This window comes from Candidatus Tisiphia endosymbiont of Mystacides longicornis (genome assembly GCF_964031095.1).
Lineage (GTDB): Bacteria > Pseudomonadota > Alphaproteobacteria > Rickettsiales > Rickettsiaceae > Tisiphia.
This window is the reverse complement of record NZ_OZ035004.1, coordinates 229,861-246,646: the sequence shown is the minus strand read 5'-3', so window position 1 is coordinate 246,646 and position 16,786 is coordinate 229,861. Positions and strand designations below refer to the sequence as shown.

The 16,786-nt window shown below is 31.4% G+C and carries 16 protein-coding genes; 11 read left to right on the top strand and 5 right to left on the bottom strand.

Features of this window, described 5'->3' with window-relative positions:
* Positions 1-77: 77 nt before the first annotated feature.
* The 3 genes from ACQH6S_RS01370 to ACQH6S_RS01360 all read left to right on the top strand — a co-directional run bounded on the left by ACQH6S_RS01370 (position 78) and on the right by ACQH6S_RS01360 (position 1,407).
* Positions 78-611: a DUF1543 domain-containing protein gene (locus ACQH6S_RS01370; RefSeq protein WP_425360776.1), complete on the top strand. Its 534-nt coding sequence runs from the start codon at positions 78-80 to the stop codon at positions 609-611.
* A gap of 122 nt (positions 612-733) precedes the next feature.
* Entirely contained in the window at positions 734-988 is a 255-nt protein-coding gene (locus tag ACQH6S_RS01365; protein WP_425360775.1) for a type II toxin-antitoxin system Phd/YefM family antitoxin, read from the top strand.
* Positions 988-1,407 (top strand): type II toxin-antitoxin system VapC family toxin, encoded by a 420-nt coding sequence (locus ACQH6S_RS01360; protein ID WP_425360774.1) that lies wholly within the window; start codon positions 988-990, stop codon positions 1,405-1,407. The genes ACQH6S_RS01365 and ACQH6S_RS01360 overlap by 1 nt, the downstream gene beginning before the upstream one ends.
* A gap of 211 nt (positions 1,408-1,618) precedes the next feature.
* Here the strand turns inward: ACQH6S_RS01360 and ACQH6S_RS01355 are convergent, their stop codons facing one another.
* The 3 genes from ACQH6S_RS01355 to ACQH6S_RS01345 all read right to left on the bottom strand — a co-directional run bounded on the left by ACQH6S_RS01355 (position 1,619) and on the right by ACQH6S_RS01345 (position 6,499).
* Positions 1,619-3,337, bottom strand: coding sequence for a hypothetical protein (locus ACQH6S_RS01355; protein WP_425364629.1), 1,719 nt, complete (start codon positions 3,335-3,337; stop codon positions 1,619-1,621).
* Between the two features lie 345 nt (positions 3,338-3,682).
* On the bottom strand, positions 3,683-3,877 hold the full coding sequence (locus tag ACQH6S_RS01350; RefSeq protein ID WP_341748554.1) for a palindromic element RPE2 domain-containing protein: 195 nt from the start codon (positions 3,875-3,877) through the stop codon (positions 3,683-3,685).
* Between the two features lie 186 nt (positions 3,878-4,063).
* Positions 4,064-6,499: an N-6 DNA methylase gene (locus ACQH6S_RS01345; RefSeq protein WP_425364628.1), complete on the bottom strand. Its 2,436-nt coding sequence runs from the start codon at positions 6,497-6,499 to the stop codon at positions 4,064-4,066.
* Between the two features lie 226 nt (positions 6,500-6,725).
* On the opposite strand from ACQH6S_RS01345, the gene ACQH6S_RS01340 reads away from it, so the two are divergent.
* The 6 genes from ACQH6S_RS01340 to ACQH6S_RS01315 all read left to right on the top strand — a co-directional run bounded on the left by ACQH6S_RS01340 (position 6,726) and on the right by ACQH6S_RS01315 (position 10,066).
* A complete protein-coding gene (locus ACQH6S_RS01340; RefSeq protein WP_425360771.1) occupies positions 6,726-7,706 on the top strand; it encodes a thioredoxin domain-containing protein in 981 nt (326 codons plus the stop codon).
* 117 nt (positions 7,707-7,823) lie between these two features.
* Positions 7,824-8,096 carry an AtpZ/AtpI family protein gene (locus tag ACQH6S_RS01335; protein WP_341748551.1) on the top strand — a complete coding sequence of 91 codons (273 nt, stop codon included), beginning with the start codon at positions 7,824-7,826 and terminating at the stop codon, positions 8,094-8,096.
* Positions 8,096-8,824 (top strand): F0F1 ATP synthase subunit A, encoded by a 729-nt coding sequence (locus ACQH6S_RS01330; RefSeq protein ID WP_094649517.1) that lies wholly within the window; start codon positions 8,096-8,098, stop codon positions 8,822-8,824. The genes ACQH6S_RS01335 and ACQH6S_RS01330 overlap by 1 nt, the downstream gene beginning before the upstream one ends.
* A gap of 29 nt (positions 8,825-8,853) precedes the next feature.
* On the top strand, positions 8,854-9,078 hold the full coding sequence (locus ACQH6S_RS01325; protein WP_094649518.1) for a F0F1 ATP synthase subunit C: 225 nt from the start codon (positions 8,854-8,856) through the stop codon (positions 9,076-9,078).
* A 7-nt stretch (positions 9,079-9,085) separates the two neighbouring features.
* Positions 9,086-9,565 (top strand): ATP F0F1 synthase subunit B', encoded by a 480-nt coding sequence (locus ACQH6S_RS01320; RefSeq protein ID WP_250311916.1) that lies wholly within the window; start codon positions 9,086-9,088, stop codon positions 9,563-9,565.
* 12 nt (positions 9,566-9,577) lie between these two features.
* Positions 9,578-10,066, top strand: coding sequence for an ATP F0F1 synthase subunit B (locus ACQH6S_RS01315; RefSeq protein WP_094649520.1), 489 nt, complete (start codon positions 9,578-9,580; stop codon positions 10,064-10,066).
* Between the two features lie 378 nt (positions 10,067-10,444).
* Here the strand turns inward: ACQH6S_RS01315 and ACQH6S_RS01310 are convergent, their stop codons facing one another.
* Positions 10,445-12,232, bottom strand: coding sequence for an ABC transporter ATP-binding protein (locus ACQH6S_RS01310; protein WP_425364627.1), 1,788 nt, complete (start codon positions 12,230-12,232; stop codon positions 10,445-10,447).
* 157 nt (positions 12,233-12,389) lie between these two features.
* Between ACQH6S_RS01310 and ACQH6S_RS01305 the strand changes: the two genes are divergently transcribed.
* Entirely contained in the window at positions 12,390-14,831 is a 2,442-nt protein-coding gene (locus tag ACQH6S_RS01305; RefSeq protein WP_425364626.1) for an AsmA family protein, read from the top strand.
* 410 nt (positions 14,832-15,241) lie between these two features.
* Positions 15,242-16,303, top strand: a complete 1,062-nt coding sequence (locus ACQH6S_RS01300) for an MFS transporter (protein ID WP_425364625.1) — start codon at positions 15,242-15,244, stop codon at positions 16,301-16,303.
* On the opposite strand, the gene ACQH6S_RS01295 is transcribed toward ACQH6S_RS01300, so the two are convergent.
* Complete coding sequence (locus tag ACQH6S_RS01295) at positions 16,276-16,467, bottom strand: palindromic element RPE2 domain-containing protein (protein ID WP_425364624.1); 192 nt, start codon at positions 16,465-16,467, stop codon at positions 16,276-16,278. The two genes, ACQH6S_RS01300 and ACQH6S_RS01295, sit on opposite strands and share 28 nt — an antisense overlap.
* Positions 16,468-16,786 lie beyond the last annotated feature (319 nt).

The window sequence follows — 16,786 nt, the reverse complement described above, 5'->3', positions numbered from 1 at the left end:
TGCGTCGCTCCTAGCACCAAATTCCCCTGAATTGACTATATTATAAATAATTTTATTTGTTATATAGAGTTTTTTATATGCAACAATTTCATGATTTTATATTTAACTCTCCTAAATTAGGCATTTTTTATCTTGGTGGTAAGATTGAAGGATGTAACATAGAAATACATGATGTGGTTTTTGTAATTGGAAAGTCAAACATAGATATGTCTCAACAGATTAAAAGCAAATGGATTGGTACAGCTGGATCATTACATATTGATTCTTGGTTTATAGCAGATACTATTGATGGTTTTAATATTCATATTGATGAAATAAAACCTACGGTCAGTGAGAATCATCTATTTTTTGTAAATCTTGGTTCCTATAAAAATAATTCCTTTGGAGAGCGTCACTTTATGACCCTGGTAGTTGCCAAATCAAGAAGCAAAGCAATTGAAAAAGCAAGAGAAAAGGCACCGAAAAATGAAGAGATGCAACATAGTGATAATATCTATGATATAGATGAATGCATAAGAATTTCTGAAATTAGCAATTATTATATTGCTCTTGAATATACTGGTATAAAAAAAGAAAGTAGCATAATAAATGGTTACCAACAACTTAGGTAGAATTAGGAAAGATATCTTATTACTCGGTAATCAAGTTTTTTTTGCAGATAATATTGACATTGTCAGATATAAATATAAACTAGTTTAATACTAGTTTATATTTAATTTAATCAGCAAATCTTATGAAAGAAAAGCTTTCTAACCAAATTAGTGCATTTGAAGCAAAAACACATTTTTCTAATCTTATTAAAAGAGTAAAAGATGGGGAAAAATTCACTATTTTAAAACATAATACACCAATTGCAATTCTTATGCCCATTCCTTCCCAACAAAGGTTCAATATTGAAGAAGCAATAAAAAATCTTGGTGAATTTCGTCAAGGAAAAAAACTCGCTGGTTTATCTCTCAAAGAGCTAATAACAGTAGGAAGAAAATAATGACTAAATCTTTTATATTGGATTGCTCCGTTACTATGTCATGGTGCTTTGAAGATGAATTTGATAGTTATTCCGAAATAGTTCTTAACTCTCTTACTCAATCCAAAGCTTTGGTACCACCGCTTTGGAGCCTTGAAGTAATCAACGTTTTGCTTATGGCTGAAAAATGCGGTAGACTAAAAAATGCTGACTCAACTAGGTTTATAGATTTGTTAGGTTCTTTAGCAATATACATTTCTGATTTATCATTTTCTATGTCTGAGATTATAAATACCGCTCGTAGTAATAAACTGACCTCATATGACGCAAATTACTTATTATTGGCTATGCACGAAGGATTAGGTATTGCTACTAAAGACAATGATTTAATAAATGCTTGTCAGATAAATGGAGTAGAGATTTTTTTGGATAGCAGGTAAAAAGATAAAAGTAGGGTGGATTTTGATTAATTCATCAATTGACTATATACCTAGGCTCTGTGAACAAAATTTAAATTACTAGATTTCGACTCTTTTTAGCTGCAAATTATAAGATTTTTTTGAAATAGAACTAACTATTCCGGCAAAAATCTTATTAATTTTCGCTTAAAAATACTCAAAATCTAAACAATTAAAATTTTGTTCACAGAGCCTAGCAATGACGGTTAGTATATTCATTTAGAGATTTCTTGATGTTATTAAGTATGATAAGTTCATTTTTCCTCCTAGTAAATATATAATATATTATTTTGCCTATAGTGGTGCGTTTTTTAACTTGCATAACCAACTCCTGCTGAACAATTTCTTGAATTGTCGTTAAATTACCATTCTTTAGAAATTGCGATAAGAGCTGAAGCTGTTCAACACTAAAAGTTGTTAGCAATATTCTAATGATTACTGTAACATAACCTGAAGGAGTTGTTATATTAGTCCTCCTGACATATTTCTTAAAATTTAAACTAAATGTTTTATTTAAATATTTATCACTAAAAATTTCTACAAAATTTATTTCGCGTAATTGGTTTATTACTATTACCCTTTCTTGTTCAATTATCCTCAACATTTTGACTGAAGTAACATAGCTATTTATCTTATAGTCAGCTGCGATTTTACAGGTTATTATTTGTTGTATAAACTCTACATAATTTAGATCTTTTTTTAACAATGAACTAATATTGCTAAATAGTAGCTGATACCTAGTTTTTAAGGCATTTTTAGTAAAACTATCTAAAGAAATATATCGTTTAATAATTTTAGCTTCAAGTTTTGAAGAAAATTTAGATTCAATAGAAGAAATCATTAAAGAAATAGTATGACCACTTTGAATGTTTTGAGTTAACCCTTTTCTAATATAAGATAGTATATAATTAAGATCAGGGTCTACGGTTATATTAAGTATCCTGATAGCATTTATATGCTTTGTAATATTAATTAAAACTTCATGCATAAAGGTATTTCGCTGGAGTAAAAATCTTTCTACTATAGTAAATTCCGAATTTTCTATCTGATGTATCATAGTATTATAATTTTCAAATAATTCTAAAAGCTCATATCCTGAATTATTCAATTTATTGGAATTTTTTCTAAATTTCGATTCCTCATGTATTTTTATCAAAATATGGTTTATAATATTAGATTTAACACATAAATCTTTTAGCCTATTATATAAGCAAATTAACTTAGCATTAGTTAATTCTATTAATACGTTGTGATCATTTATCAGGAAATTAACAATTCTTTCAAAAGTATATTTATAATCTACGGAGTTCTCTGCTTGCAGTATTAATAATATATTGGCATGGAATAGCAATGGGACAGAGTCTTTCTTTAGATCAATAGTAGAATCAATCTGCCATAATTCTTTAATAAGCAATAATTGATCTAAAAGTAGATTTTGTTGTTCTGTTAATAAATTATAGTTAATTGATGAGAAATTGGTGACGTTGTCACTAGTTACTCGCCTATTACATATAGGCATCGCTTCATCGTTCCTAGCACCTATATCTAAATTTACAATAATTGCAGTCGCCTGTAGATTATTTATAACATCTTGATTCTTAATATCTTCAGTTATCAGTAGGCAACAATGTTGTACAAAATTTTCCGCTAAATCCATTACTGTTTTTAGTGCTTGATTATCTTTTGCCCGATGTGAATTAGAAGAGTTTTCTAAATAATCCAATAATTGCTTAAGAGAAGTAGAAAAATTTGTTATCTCTTCTGTTTGATATTTTTGTTGCTTTAACAGCTCAATAGAAAGTGTTCCGTATTGTTCCAAAATGGAATGCAAGTTCTTTTGGCTATTCGAACTAAGATAATCAAGCAAATCACTATTTTGTTGCAGGATTTTTATAATACTAAAAGTATACAAAGACCTTTTTAAAGTATTAGGATACTTACAAGACACGATATACTCAGAGCTTAAAGAGACGAAGCAGTTTTTTAATCTTTTTTCATACATAACTAATAACCTATTGTATCACTCACCTTACGCATAACCCCTAGCAATTTGAAAATTGCAAAATATCTATTAGCGAGACCACGTAGTATCCATATTAAGTCGGGGCATCAAATAGACCTCTTTCAAAACTCTACTTCTGCTGGTAATTTGTACGTCGATGCGGTACTCGAATCCTCACGTACGCTAGAGTACGCTGCGGTTCTGCGTTCCGCGTCTCCTTCAAATTCCTCAGCATAAGCGAGTTTTGAAAGAGGTCTAATGCAGGGATAACACAAAACATGGTTGCTTCGTCGACCTATAGTCAATTGATGGGAAGTTGGTGACGTCGTCACTCGTCGCTCGCCTATTACTTATAGGCGTTGCTCCATCGTTCCTAGTACCAAATTCTCCTGAATTGATTATACCAGCAATTATAAATTCAAAAATATTAGTTTTAAAACAAAATAACATTACAACTTTAGAGCTAACTATAATGTTAATTACTAATTGTTTAGAGACTTAATTACTCTAAATTTACACCTAGCAATTATAGCTATATTATAGCAATTTATATTTTGAATTTATAATTGCTATCGACCTACGGTCTTTTTTGCAATTTTTAATTACCCTGGGTTATGCGTAAGGTGAGTATATAATCTAATATCGCGATCCTAAAATATGTTTGAGAAACACTGAATTATCAATACCCGCCATTAAACTTTTAATAAATTCAACGTTAATGGTTTTATTCTTATTTAAAGGTAGTAAGAATGAAATATTTTGTAATCTACCTTTGGTTAATCCTAGATTATAACTATACTCTTGCACTGCTAATCTTATAGAGGTAGTCAGAAATAATGCCACATCAGGATCAAGTATTTTATTTGGTAATTTCTCTTCTTTTATTTTTAAAATCCAGATATTTTGACCGGAGCAAAAATCATGATGTTGGTAGAAGGTTGAACCAGTACTACCATCTAAGGCTATTGTTATAGTATTTCCATTATTTATCAAACCATTCGCAGGAATAACATAGTCAGAAACTCCGTTATTTACACCTTTTCTACCGATAAAAGGAATCGCTTTTGGATTAAAAAGGTTAGATAATTCAATGTTTATTTTATCAATTTGTTTTGTTGGCAAAATATCAAAATATGTTATCAGTAATTCTTTAGATAAGTGATTGATAATATCTATAGAATCACCATATTTGTTCTGCGTATTATAATAATCTCTTGGCAAGAATTTAAAATACCTATTTTGCACTAAATATGCAAAATAATTATTTACTGTATTTTGTATATCGTTGATTTTTATTAAATAGTTGAATTCTTTATGTAACGTATAAACCCACTGATCTTTTGCTGTAATAATTTTTTTAAATGAAAATTTTGTTTCAGATTTTTGCTTGTATGCATCTAAGAAATTCTGGTAATTTTGTTCTGCTATGTATTTAGGAGTTCTCATTTTTTGATTTTTAATTAGTTCATAACCATCATTAAATTCAGCAAACCATGTTTCACCAATGTGTTGTGAGTGTGTTTCAAAAACCAAAATAATAGTTTCCGTACCTTTAGGATAAAACAATTGACAGGGCATTTTTATAGAGGCTAAAAGCTTATGCTTGGTAAGAATTCTTTCTTTAATTGATATTAATCCAGAGTGTTTTTTGGTTCTGCTTGATACAGCATTAACAGGGATAATTGCCACTCCGATAGAGTTAGGTAGTAAAACATCTAACATTAATTCTACAAATGAGATTTCAGAATATATCTCGTCCGAATAAGGCGGATTAATAAAGCCAACATTACATTCTTTCTCTAATAATGTATCCTTGATAGCAAAACAATCATCACAATATAGATTAGATCTCCCATCTTTATTAATAAACATATTTAATGCAACTATAGTATAGATGCTAGTTTCTTTCTCTACTCCGATAATATTTTCTTTCCTGAACTTTTCTTTTTCTGAAAATGAATATTTATCATTTAACGATATTTTTTTCCAAGCAGCAGTCAGAAATCCACCAGTTCCAACACATGGATCTAAAATTTTTGAATTAATATTAATATCTGCTAGCTCACAAAATAATTTGGTTATATGGGATGGAGTTAGAACTATCCCTAGGTCAGAACCGCCAGAAGTTGAATAAGACAAGAACACATTAAAAAACAATGCTATTAAATCTAGCTCACTTTTCTTATAATACTCAAATAAAATATTATCGACATTTCTCACTAACTCTAATAAAGTGCCATTTGGGAATTTTTGCCTTGCAGCTTCCTTATCGTTAATCCCTAAATTTTCCAATACTGGTTGTAATTCACTTTTAATGATTTCTTTTTTTCTAAGTCCAGCGTTTTTTATCTTTCTATCTAAAGTTTGATACAAAAATTGTGCAAGTTCTTTATTATTATTAAAAGAAGAATAACACATTTTAAAGGCAGGATCTTCCAAAGCAAAAAGTATTGAGCCAAGTGCGTATAACCTTTTATGTTCCAATACTCCTAAATAACTACGAAGAAATTCATTGATTAATTTAGATTTTTCACTAAGCAGCTTTAATTGCTCAGAATTATTGATAATTCGTTGTTGTTGATGGATCAGATTGCGATAATCTTCAATTTTTTTGATTTGCTTGATGTTAAAATTTGTAAATGTTTCAGCAGATTTTTTCCAACCATATGTATCAATCTTTAATGTTTCAATTGTACTACCAGAAACCCCAATGGCAATAGTATCAAATTGATTCTTTAAAAATGATGCGTACCATAACGCACCATTTACTGCATAATCTGCAACACATTGCACAATATCTTTTTCATATATATGATATTTGATATCACTTTTATTCTCTATAACAATAACTAGATTACTTTCTTGGTCATAAATAATAAACTCTGGATATCCTTGATTACCAGTTTGTTTCTTTGAAGCATTTGATAAGATGTCATTGATTATTGAATTTTCTGCTTTTCTTGCCCAAACTAATACATTTTTATTAATGTTATTAAAATTCCCATCAATATAATTTTGAGAACGTAACATGTTAATAATAATTATATCAGTAACTGCTTCAAGTTTGGACATAGTCATTAGCCTTAAAAAAATAAATCAACCAAGTTACCAATATTATACACCCAATTAGTAAATCAACCAATAACTCATTGAAATTTAATGTAATTCTTACAGATATGGGGGTAAGATAAAATATATTGCCTTAAAAATACAAGTTTTTATTGCTTAAAGGTAAGTAAAACTTTATATTTATATAACATTTGTGTTTTAATTTAATTTCAAAGAATATATCCAGACTATGCATACTATCATTATCATTCTAGTCTCATTATTGTTGATATCATGCTCAGAAGAAAGTGATACATCTAATAATAAAAACAAGTTAGCTGATAATAAGGCAGAGGTAAGTCAGGAGAAAGCACCATCGGAAGAAAATAATGATATAGTCAATTCAGGGGAATTGGGTAGCAGGAGCGATGGAGCGACGCCTATAAGTAATAGGCGAGCGACGAGTGACGACGTCACCAACTTCTCATCAATTGACTATAACCCTGCTAATGATAAATTAGACATAATAGTAGATGATCAGGAAGTAGAACAACAAGATTCTACGATTTCAACTGATACTGAGAAGCCTCTAGAAACAACAAAGAATTCTACAGTTGAATCTGTTGATGGGAAGACTGATGTGCAGGTTGTTAGCCCGAAACAGATATCTTATAAACCAACTTTCAATGTTAGTCAAAATGATATAATACTTGGTAATATTGAGGCAAATGTGGTGGTAGTTGAGTATTTTTCCCCAACTTGCCCGCATTGTGCCTATTATCATGACACAATTCTACCGAAGCTTAAAAAGAAATATATTGACACTAATAAAATTACTTACATAATTCGTGAGTTTATTGGTAATAAACAGGATTTAGATGCAGCAATTTTGCAGCGTTGTCAAAATAATAAAGATAGTTTTCTTAAATTCCAAAGTGTGATATTGTCGCAACAAGATAAATGGGGAGTCAGTAATAGATATCGTGAATTGCTAACAAATATAGCTCAAATTGGTGGAGTGTCAGCAGAAACTTATGCTAAATGTCTTAATGATAACCAAATTGTTGAAACATTACTAGCCAATACTAACCTTGCTGCTAGTGCTCCAAATTTTGTTGGTACACCTGCATTCTTTGTTAATAGTATACAAACCAACGGCTATGATTTACAAACTCTTTCTAAGGAAATTGATAAAGCATTAAGCAGCTCTACTACTCACCCTATTAAATGATAAAAAAGTATATGCTCCTATCATTTGAAGACTGGTAGACGAAGATCAAAATTAGTATGTGACTACTGCGATCTTGAATAACGACAACGCAATTATTGATTTTCTATCTGAGTATACATGGCACAAAAGAAATTAAAAGATATCCAAGAAAGGATTAATAAATTTAAAACAAATAGTCATCAGAGGCGTCCTAAGCCTAATCCAGAAAAGCAAATTGATGCGTTTGTTATTGCACTAGATTTGGTTTCTAGCGTGATGCTGGGGTTGATTGCTGGTTTTGCATTAGATAAGTTGTTTAATTCTAAACCATTTTGTGTTATAATATTCTTATTGATAGGTACGTTTGTTGGGTTTAGAATAATTTGGCAAAAATTAAATAATAAAAAATAATGTCACATAGTCCTTTAGATCAATTTGCAATAAAGAAAATAGTAGAAATTAATTTATTTGGTTTTGATATTAGTTTTACCAACTCCAGTTTGTATATGGTGCTTGCTGGGGTTATAGTTCTGTCGTATTTTTATTTAGCTTTAAAAGCAGAAAAAATTATTCCTTCTAGATTACAGCTTAGTGCTGAAATAATTTATGATATAATTACAGTGACGTTAAGTCAAAATGTTGGAGAGAAGGGGCGTAAATTTATACCATTAATTTTTACTTTGTTTATGTTTATTTTATTATGTAACTTGCTCGGAATGCTTCCTTACGGATTCACTGTTACTAGCCATATAGCGGTAACCTTCGCCTTAGCAATTATGATATTTTTTATGGTGACAATTATTGGTTTTATTAATCATGGTCTGCATTTTTTATCAATATTTTTACCTAAAGGTACGCCTATTTGGTTAGCTCCGCTTATGATCGTAATAGAATTATTTGCATATTTAGCAAGACCCATAAGTTTATCTTTAAGATTAGCGGCTAACATGATGGCAGGACATGTATTATTAAAGGTAATGGCAGGATTTATAGTATCATTGATGATTTTCCTTAAATTTTTGCCAATTCCATTAATTATTATCCTTATTGGATTTGAAATTTTTGTAGCAATACTTCAAGCTTATATCTTTACAATTCTTGCTTGTGTATATTTGAATGATGCTGTAAATTCACATTAGAAATTTTTATATTTAGGAGTTTATATAATATGGACATGACGTCTCTAAAATTTATTGGTGTAGGACTTATGGCTATTGGTATGCTAGGTGCTGCCATTGGTGTAGGTAATATATTCAGTGCATTGCTAAATTCAATTGCTCGTAACCCTTCAGCTAGTGATCAATTACAAAGAGTAGCGTTAATTGGAGCTGGGCTTACTGAAGCTATGGGCTTATTCTCGTTTGTAATTGCAATTTTGTTGATATTTACTTAATATAACTATGCCTCAGTTTGACGTTGCTTTTTATTGTTCACAAATCTTTTGGTTGGTATTTGCTTTCAGCTTCTTATACCTTCTCGTTGATAAATTCATCGTACCGTTAACTGAAAAGATTCTTAAGAATAGGAAATCCTATATAGATACTAATATTGCTAGTGCAGAAAGTCTAGCAGCAAAAGCTGATAGTCTGCACAAGCAATATGCTAGTAAGATGGAAGAAATATCAAATATCGTAGAAAATCTTAAGAAAGAAGCTACAGATGTAATGGAAGCATCTTTTATATCAAAGAAAAAGCAGCTCGATGATCAATTGAAAGTACAAATTGAAAATAATCGTCATGATATAGAGACAATTAACAAATCGTTTTGGCTTGATGAAAATGATTCATGTATCAATTTAGCAAAATTATTAATTCAAAAAATTACCAATCAACAAGTTGATTTAGAATTACTAAGAGAATCTTACAAAAAGATAAAGTAATGGGATGAAATAATGGAATTATTTGATGAAAAATTTTGGTTAGCCATTTGTTTCCTAATTTTTTTGTATTTAGTCTATAGACCGATAAAAAATATAATTTTAAAATCGTTAGATGACAAAATTATTGCTATTAAAAACCAAGTTGCAGAAGCCCAAAAGCTTAACGAAGATATGGTTTTACTATTTGAAGATGCTGTAAAGCAAATACAACAGCTTGATGGTCTAAGAGAAGAGATGCTCAAAAATGGCAAAGAAGCTGCCAATAATCTAATTGAACAACAAAACGCGGAAATTGATAAATTCTTAGAAAGCAAAAAACTTGAGACTATAGATTTAATGAATAGGCAAAAACTAGAAGCTTCTCAAATGCTGCAGTCTGAGTTTTGTGATAAAATGGTAAAATTAGTAGCTATATATATGCAGTCTACAAAAAATAATGGCATGTCAGATAGTGAAATAGCCAAAAATCTCATGGAAAATCTACCATCAAAGTCACAATAGTGCCTATAAAAAAGTCGGTTTCAAAATAGTAGATAGCTTTACTCCATCTACAGGCTACTTTAAGGATGTGCTACATTATATTTAATGATTCTGAAGTTATAGCGATCCGATTAACATTACTTCGTCTACTGTTAGGAGTGTATAAGTTCCAGACGTCATTGCGAGACCACATAGTGGTCGTGGCAATCCATTTTTGGTTGCTTTTATGGGTTGCTTCGTCGACCTAAGGTCTTTCTCGCAATGACGTTAGTCTACATGTGTGGCTAACCTTCTCGGGTTAGCTATATAGTCAATTCAGGAGGATTTGGTGCTAGGAGCGATGGAGCGATGCCTATAAGTAATAGGCGAGCATTGAGCGACGACATCACCAACTTCTCATCAATTGACTATATCCTCACTGTCCGGCAAAAATCCTCTATATTGTGCATCCCAGAGAGTTTTATATAACTCTCCTCTAGCGATTAACATAGCATGAGTACCGTCTTCCACAATTTTACCACGCTTGAATACTAAAATACGATCCATGTGTAAAAGTGTTGATAAACGGTGGGCAACGACTATAGTTGTAGCATTAGTGGTTTCCAAAACTTCATCTATAGATTTTTGAATTAAAGCCTCGGTTGGCGAGTCAAGTGCCGATGTTGCTTCATCTAAAATAAGGATGGGGGCATTTTTTAAAATAGCTCTAGCGATTGCAATTCGTTGCCGTTGCCCGCCGCTTACTTTTACCCCTCGTTCACCAACTATTGAATGATAACCATTGGGCATCTGCAGAATATCATCATGTATTCTAGCTTTTTTACAGGCTTCCTGAATCTCTTGTAAAGTAGCATCATATTTAGCCAGCTGCAAATTTTCTAGGATAGAACGATGAAACATCGTAATATCCTGTGGGATTACTGAAATATTGCTTCTTAGTGACTCTTCCGTTACCTGCGAAATATCATATCCATCAACTAAAATAGTTCCGCTTTGCAAATTGAAATATCTTAGCAAACATTTGATTAAGGTAGTTTTGCCAGCCCCTGATGTCCCAACTATACCAATCCTTTCTCCAGCTTTGATATGTAATGTAAGATTGTCAAATATATTATCTCCACCACTACCATAGTTGAAGGTTACATCTTGATATTTAATATCACCTTTGACAGAAGGAAGCAACTTAGCATTTTCTGTATCGGTGACATTTGAGATAGTATTAATAAAGTTGTATGAAGATTTGATAGCAGCGATTTTAGGATTAATGGAAAATATTATATTATCTAATAATTGATCAATCGCCCATTCAATTCTAAAAGTAATCACCATACTAATGGCAAAATCACCAGCAGTGATTTGTCCAGTTTTATATAAATATGCTACCACAAATATTTGAGCTGCTGCCATTAGAGTAATTAATATGCTATCAGTCAGGTCTACATAATAAGCATCATATACCCGAGTTTTTCGATCCCAACTTTTCCATTGATCAATGGCAGGCAGGAGCTTTAGTTTCAGTTCTGTCCAAACATTGCCAATAACTTTAATACCAAAAATATTAGCAACAGAGTCATTGATAATACCTACCGCTTCTTGTCGTGCCTTAGTATATTCTTCTTGTAACTGTATTTGTTTCTGGAGTAAAACTGATAATATTGGTACATACACCACAATAAAAACAATTAACACTCCGGCTATCTTGTAATTCATTGTACACAAAAATATTATGCCACCTACAACAACTACAATATCTCTCAAAGCACGACAAAGAATAGTGATAACAGTTATAATGCCATCTTGAAAATCAGTGATTTTACTGGCAATTTCTCCCGATAAATGTGAATCAAACCAATGCAAAGAATGTTTCATAGTCTTGTTGTAGGCATATTCAACGATTTCTGCCAGCATCACTGGTTTGTATTTAATGTCAAAAAGCCTAAAGGTAAAATATACCCCGTGGTGCATCATTTTATATAATACAAATATTAAGAGAAGTAGGGTAACATTGTCATGTGGATTCTTGGCAATAGTATTAATAATTTCTCTAATTTGATAATTAACAAAAATATCAAGTAGTGCACCACAGATATATATAAGGACAATGCTAGATAGGTATAGTCGATATTTGTAAGCCAAGGAGTATAAATATGATTTTAATGGATAATTTTGCTGTTTGGTAGAGACCATAAAATATTTCTTTCTAATTATGCAAAAATGCACTTCATTATAACAGGTTATAGCTTCCCCACTAAGCACTTTTTTAGGATTTTTTAATTATTCTATATCATTGACAGAAACCAGACATCACAATATATTTAATAAAATAATTATAATGAGCAGCATAGTGCAAAAATTCCTAAAATATTCGGTGGCGTTATTTATTTTAATAATTGTTATATTGCTGATAACCCCTTTATTTATTTCTTTGGAATCATATAAAAAACTAGCCTCTGATAAGGTCAAAGAAATAACTGGTCGAGAACTACAAATCAATGGAGATATAAGCATTTCTTTGCTGCCCATTCCAACTATTATCGTTAAAGACCTAACACTTGCCTCTCTAGATGGTGCTAACTACCCTTCTTTATTGGATGTTAAGGAAGTAAGTGCTTCTATTTCTATATTATCTCTAATTAAAGGAAAGATCGACATTTCAACGATTGAAATCAACCAACCAGTAATTAATTTAGAACGGATGAGTAATGGTTTAGCCTCTTGGGAATTTGCCAAAATACCAACCAATGTTAGGACAACCCCAACTGATAAAATGAACGATAGCAAAGCTCCATTTTCTTTATATATCAACTTAATTAAAATTGTTAATGCTAAGTTAAATTATGTTGATTTTACTGATAAGACTAAAGGTAATAACGCTTCTCCAACAACCATAGATATTGACAGATTAAAAATCAAAGATCTTCATGGACCATCTGATTTATCCTGTAAGTTTTCTTCTTCTGGCAAGAATTATAATATCAAAGGTAATATACAAGACAAGCAGGGTATCATATCTTTAACAGCAGATTTAAATGCTCTGCAAGAAAAGGTTAATTTTTCAGGTAACTTTGCTTACGATAATATGACTTTTGCTGGACAACTTAAACTGGAAGGAACTGCTAAAAACCTACAAAGTATTTTTCCTGATATGTCTATCCCTAACGATTTAGATCATAAACTAACTTTTAATGTTAATAGTGATAAGAAATTATTAAAAATTAGTGATATTGATTTTACCGTAGGTAAGTTATTAGCTAAAGGTAATGCTAACTTCCACTTTCAAGATAATAAGGTAGATTTAAAAATTAAATTGTTAGATAAGGCAGTTTCTCTGGCAACAAGCTTTGCTTATTTAGATCAAAATTTATCTCTAAATAACCTTAATCTTACTGTAAATAAAGCTAATTTAACAGGTAATGTAGGGGTTAAGGATTGGGATAAAGAGCTAGTTGTTTCTTATAATGTAAAAATTAGTGAGATAGCAGCCATTGCCAGTTTATTTAGCATGACTCTACCGATTAATCTTGGAGATATTTGGCTAAAGGGAGAGACTGTTAAACAACAAAATAAACAACAGAATTCTCTTAAAACTAATATAAATAAATTTACTGTTCAGTTAAAAAAGAATCCTATAAATCTTAGTGGAGTAGTAACTATCAATTTAGCTTCTGCTAAACCAAATATTTTATCAGATATAACAATAGCTTCCTTAAATTTAGATGACTTAAGTGATACACCATCTCCTAATATGGCTGCTAATTCTGTGCAAAATGTAAATCATTCTGTTGTAGATAATTCTGTACCCTGGTCTAAAGATGTTATAGATTTATCATTTTTAAACAAGTTTGATGGAAATTTAACGTTAACTATACAGAAAATTATTAAAGGGAATCTGAACTTTGATAACGTCAAAACTAATATGTTGCTTGCCGGTGGTGTGCTGGATATTAAATCTATAAATGGTAATTTATATGGAGGAACTTTATTTGCTACTGGACAAATTTCTTCGCAAGTTAACCAACCTGTTAGCTTTAAAGCTACTCTTAAAGATGCTAAGTTAAAAAATATAGTTTCGCAAAATATAGCTTCACAGGGAAGTAAAATTAAAGTTACCCAAGGGACTGTTAATTTTGTAACAGATATCAAAACAAAAGGTCAAAGCCAATCTCAATATGTAGGTAACCTATTCGGTACAGCAACATTAACAGCATCTGACGGTATAATTAGTGGATTTGATTTACAAAAACTATTAGATAACCTTAGAAATATTAAAAACCTGGCAACTATTTTAAAAATGCTCGATGTTTTCTTGGCAAGTGGTGAAACAAATTTTCAAAAGCTTGCGGTGGATAGTGAAATAAAAGAAGGGGTAGTTAATATAATAAACGGTAAATTAGATGTTGCTTCGTCAGAAGTCACAATTACTGGAAATGTTAACCTACCTAAATATACCCTTGATATGGATAGTACTATTAATGTAAATATAAATTCAATACCACCATTGAAAGTTCACCTGTACGGCAATCTGAATAATCCACAGCATAAACTTGATGCTAAAGCATTAAAGGAATATCTTACGAAGAATTTAGTAAATAGCGTGGTTGATGGCGTTAAGAAAGGCACAAAGCCTGAAGATCTATTAAAAAATATTATTGGGGGAAGAAAAAATAAACAAGCTACAGGAGAAGAAACACAAAATAATCAACAAAGAGAGCCTTCTAATAATAAGGATCCCATCAATAAAGTAAAATCTACCATTGAAAAAGGGTTAAAAGGATTATTTAAATAATAGTCATCCTGGTACTACAGTTGTAGATTGAATGTGAGTGTTCACGGAAAAAAGGTTAAAGATGTCATTGCGAGCTGATGTATCCCCACGAAATTGTTGCAAAATAACACGAGTTGCCAATTAATTAATTTTAGTAAACCCTAGACTTCACAAGGTTTGAAGAACATTTAATCAGGTCAAAAAATGCAATAAATTCTCAAAATTAGAAATTTTTTAAAATACATAGCGTTTTGATTATACTTTTCACGTGTCAAATAGTTCGTAAACTGCTTGACATCTAGGTTTCATGTAGCAAGAATTTCGTGGGGATACATCAGCTCGCAATGACGGTGTGTTGCACAAAGTGCCTCCTCGCTAATAGCACCAGTTACTATGGATAACATACTAATCGGGTTAGCTATAGATAATTTTTGACAAAAATTTTACGGTCTCTCATGAAAAAGAAAGATTTATCAATTTTAATAGGTAATAGTCTGGATCATTTTGATACGGCTATTTATAGTTTTCTTGCTCCAATTTTATCAATAGTCTTTTTTCCTAAAGATGACCCTATAGTTGCTTTGATCTTAACCTATGGCATGTTAGCAACTTCAATAATTACCAGGCCAATTGGTTCAATAATTTTTAGTATAATTGCAAAAAAACGAGGGGCAACTTTGGCTTTATCCTATTCATTAATAGGTGTGGCTATTACCACTATGTTAATAGGAGTTATACCAACTTATCAAATGATTGGCTGGTTTTCACCATTGATGCTGCTTATTATTCGAATGATGTTAGGAATTTTTGGTGAAGGAGAACATTGTATTGCCAAATTATATATTGTAGAAAATAAGACGCAGAGTCGAGGAGTGAAAGCATCTTACCTATACGAACTATCAACAATGTTTGGGATTATTATTGCCTCTTCTGTCAGTGCAATTCTAATTAGTTCTAGTCACCATGAATATTGGCGTTTATGTTTTATATTAGGAGGTAGTACAGGGATTGTAGGGGTTTATCTTAGACGTTATTCCAATATGTCTCAAAGAGCAATAGAACAAAAATCTTACCCATCAAATGTGATATTGAATAATAAGTACAATATTCTGCGTATATCTATAATTAGTGGCTTTTCCTATATGACATATGTCATACCTTTTGTAGTGATGAATAGTTTTGTCCCTCTTATTACCTCTATATCTTTGGAAGCGATGATGAGTGTTAATACTCTTTTATTAATCGTAGATGCAGCAATGATTCCATTAATAGGGTATTTTGTTAAAAAATATCGTCCTGTGGATGTAATGATCGTAAGTACTAGCATTCTATTTATTAGCATAGTACCATTATGGTTATATATGACTGATGCTTCTATATGGTATGTTAATTTTGTCCGTTTATGGATTATTGCCTTAGGGGTAACTTTCTTATGCCCACTAAATTATTGGCTTAATAGCTTATTTCATGGTTCAGATAAATATATGCTATAGTCAATTGATGGGAAGTTGGTGACGTCGTCACTCGTCGCTCGCCTATTACTTATAGGCGTCGCTCCATCGTTCCTGCTACCCAATTCCCCTGAATTGACTATAGTTAGTATTGGTGATGCTTTAGGTACTTCAATATTTGGACGCTCTGCTCCTGCAGTGTGCATAGCTCTTTGGCACTTTACTGACTCTTCTATATCTATAGGAGTTTATATTGCAATGATTACTTTAGCTACTATATGGGCGGTGAAGAGTCGGTAGCATTACTTGCTTAATATAGCTAATCCAGAAAGTGATCAAAAATGGATCGCTTCGACCATTACATGGTTTCGCAATGACGATTGGGGTGCATATATGTCATTACAAAAAGGCATGAGCCGACGAAGCAATCCATTTTTGGTTACTTTTATGGATTGCTTTGTCGACCTAAGGTCTTATTCGCAATGACGGCTCGACTTACGACTCCTCAAACGCATACGTCATTGC

Excerpts from the sequence above, each read along its gene's own strand:
- ACQH6S_RS01345 (WP_425364628.1), bottom strand. The coding sequence starts at position 6,499 with ATGTCCAAACTTGAAGCAGTTACTGATATAATTATTATTAACATGTTA.
- ACQH6S_RS01295 (WP_425364624.1), bottom strand. The coding sequence starts at position 16,467 with ATGCACACTGCAGGAGCAGAGCGTCCAAATATTGAAGTACCTAAAGCA.
- ACQH6S_RS01320 (WP_250311916.1), top strand. The coding sequence starts at position 9,086 with ATGCCTCAGTTTGACGTTGCTTTTTATTGTTCACAAATCTTTTGGTTG.
- ACQH6S_RS01310 (WP_425364627.1), bottom strand. The coding sequence starts at position 12,232 with ATGGTCTCTACCAAACAGCAAAATTATCCATTAAAATCATATTTATAC.
- ACQH6S_RS01315 (WP_094649520.1), top strand. The coding sequence starts at position 9,578 with ATGGAATTATTTGATGAAAAATTTTGGTTAGCCATTTGTTTCCTAATT.
- ACQH6S_RS01330 (WP_094649517.1), top strand. The coding sequence starts at position 8,096 with ATGTCACATAGTCCTTTAGATCAATTTGCAATAAAGAAAATAGTAGAA.
- ACQH6S_RS01335 (WP_341748551.1), top strand. The coding sequence starts at position 7,824 with ATGGCACAAAAGAAATTAAAAGATATCCAAGAAAGGATTAATAAATTT.
- ACQH6S_RS01325 (WP_094649518.1), top strand. The coding sequence starts at position 8,854 with ATGGACATGACGTCTCTAAAATTTATTGGTGTAGGACTTATGGCTATT.
- ACQH6S_RS01365 (WP_425360775.1), top strand. The coding sequence starts at position 734 with ATGAAAGAAAAGCTTTCTAACCAAATTAGTGCATTTGAAGCAAAAACA.
- ACQH6S_RS01360 (WP_425360774.1), top strand. The coding sequence starts at position 988 with ATGACTAAATCTTTTATATTGGATTGCTCCGTTACTATGTCATGGTGC.
- ACQH6S_RS01370 (WP_425360776.1), top strand. The coding sequence starts at position 78 with ATGCAACAATTTCATGATTTTATATTTAACTCTCCTAAATTAGGCATT.
- ACQH6S_RS01340 (WP_425360771.1), top strand. The coding sequence starts at position 6,726 with ATGCATACTATCATTATCATTCTAGTCTCATTATTGTTGATATCATGC.
- ACQH6S_RS01350 (WP_341748554.1), bottom strand. The coding sequence starts at position 3,877 with ATGTTATTTTGTTTTAAAACTAATATTTTTGAATTTATAATTGCTGGT.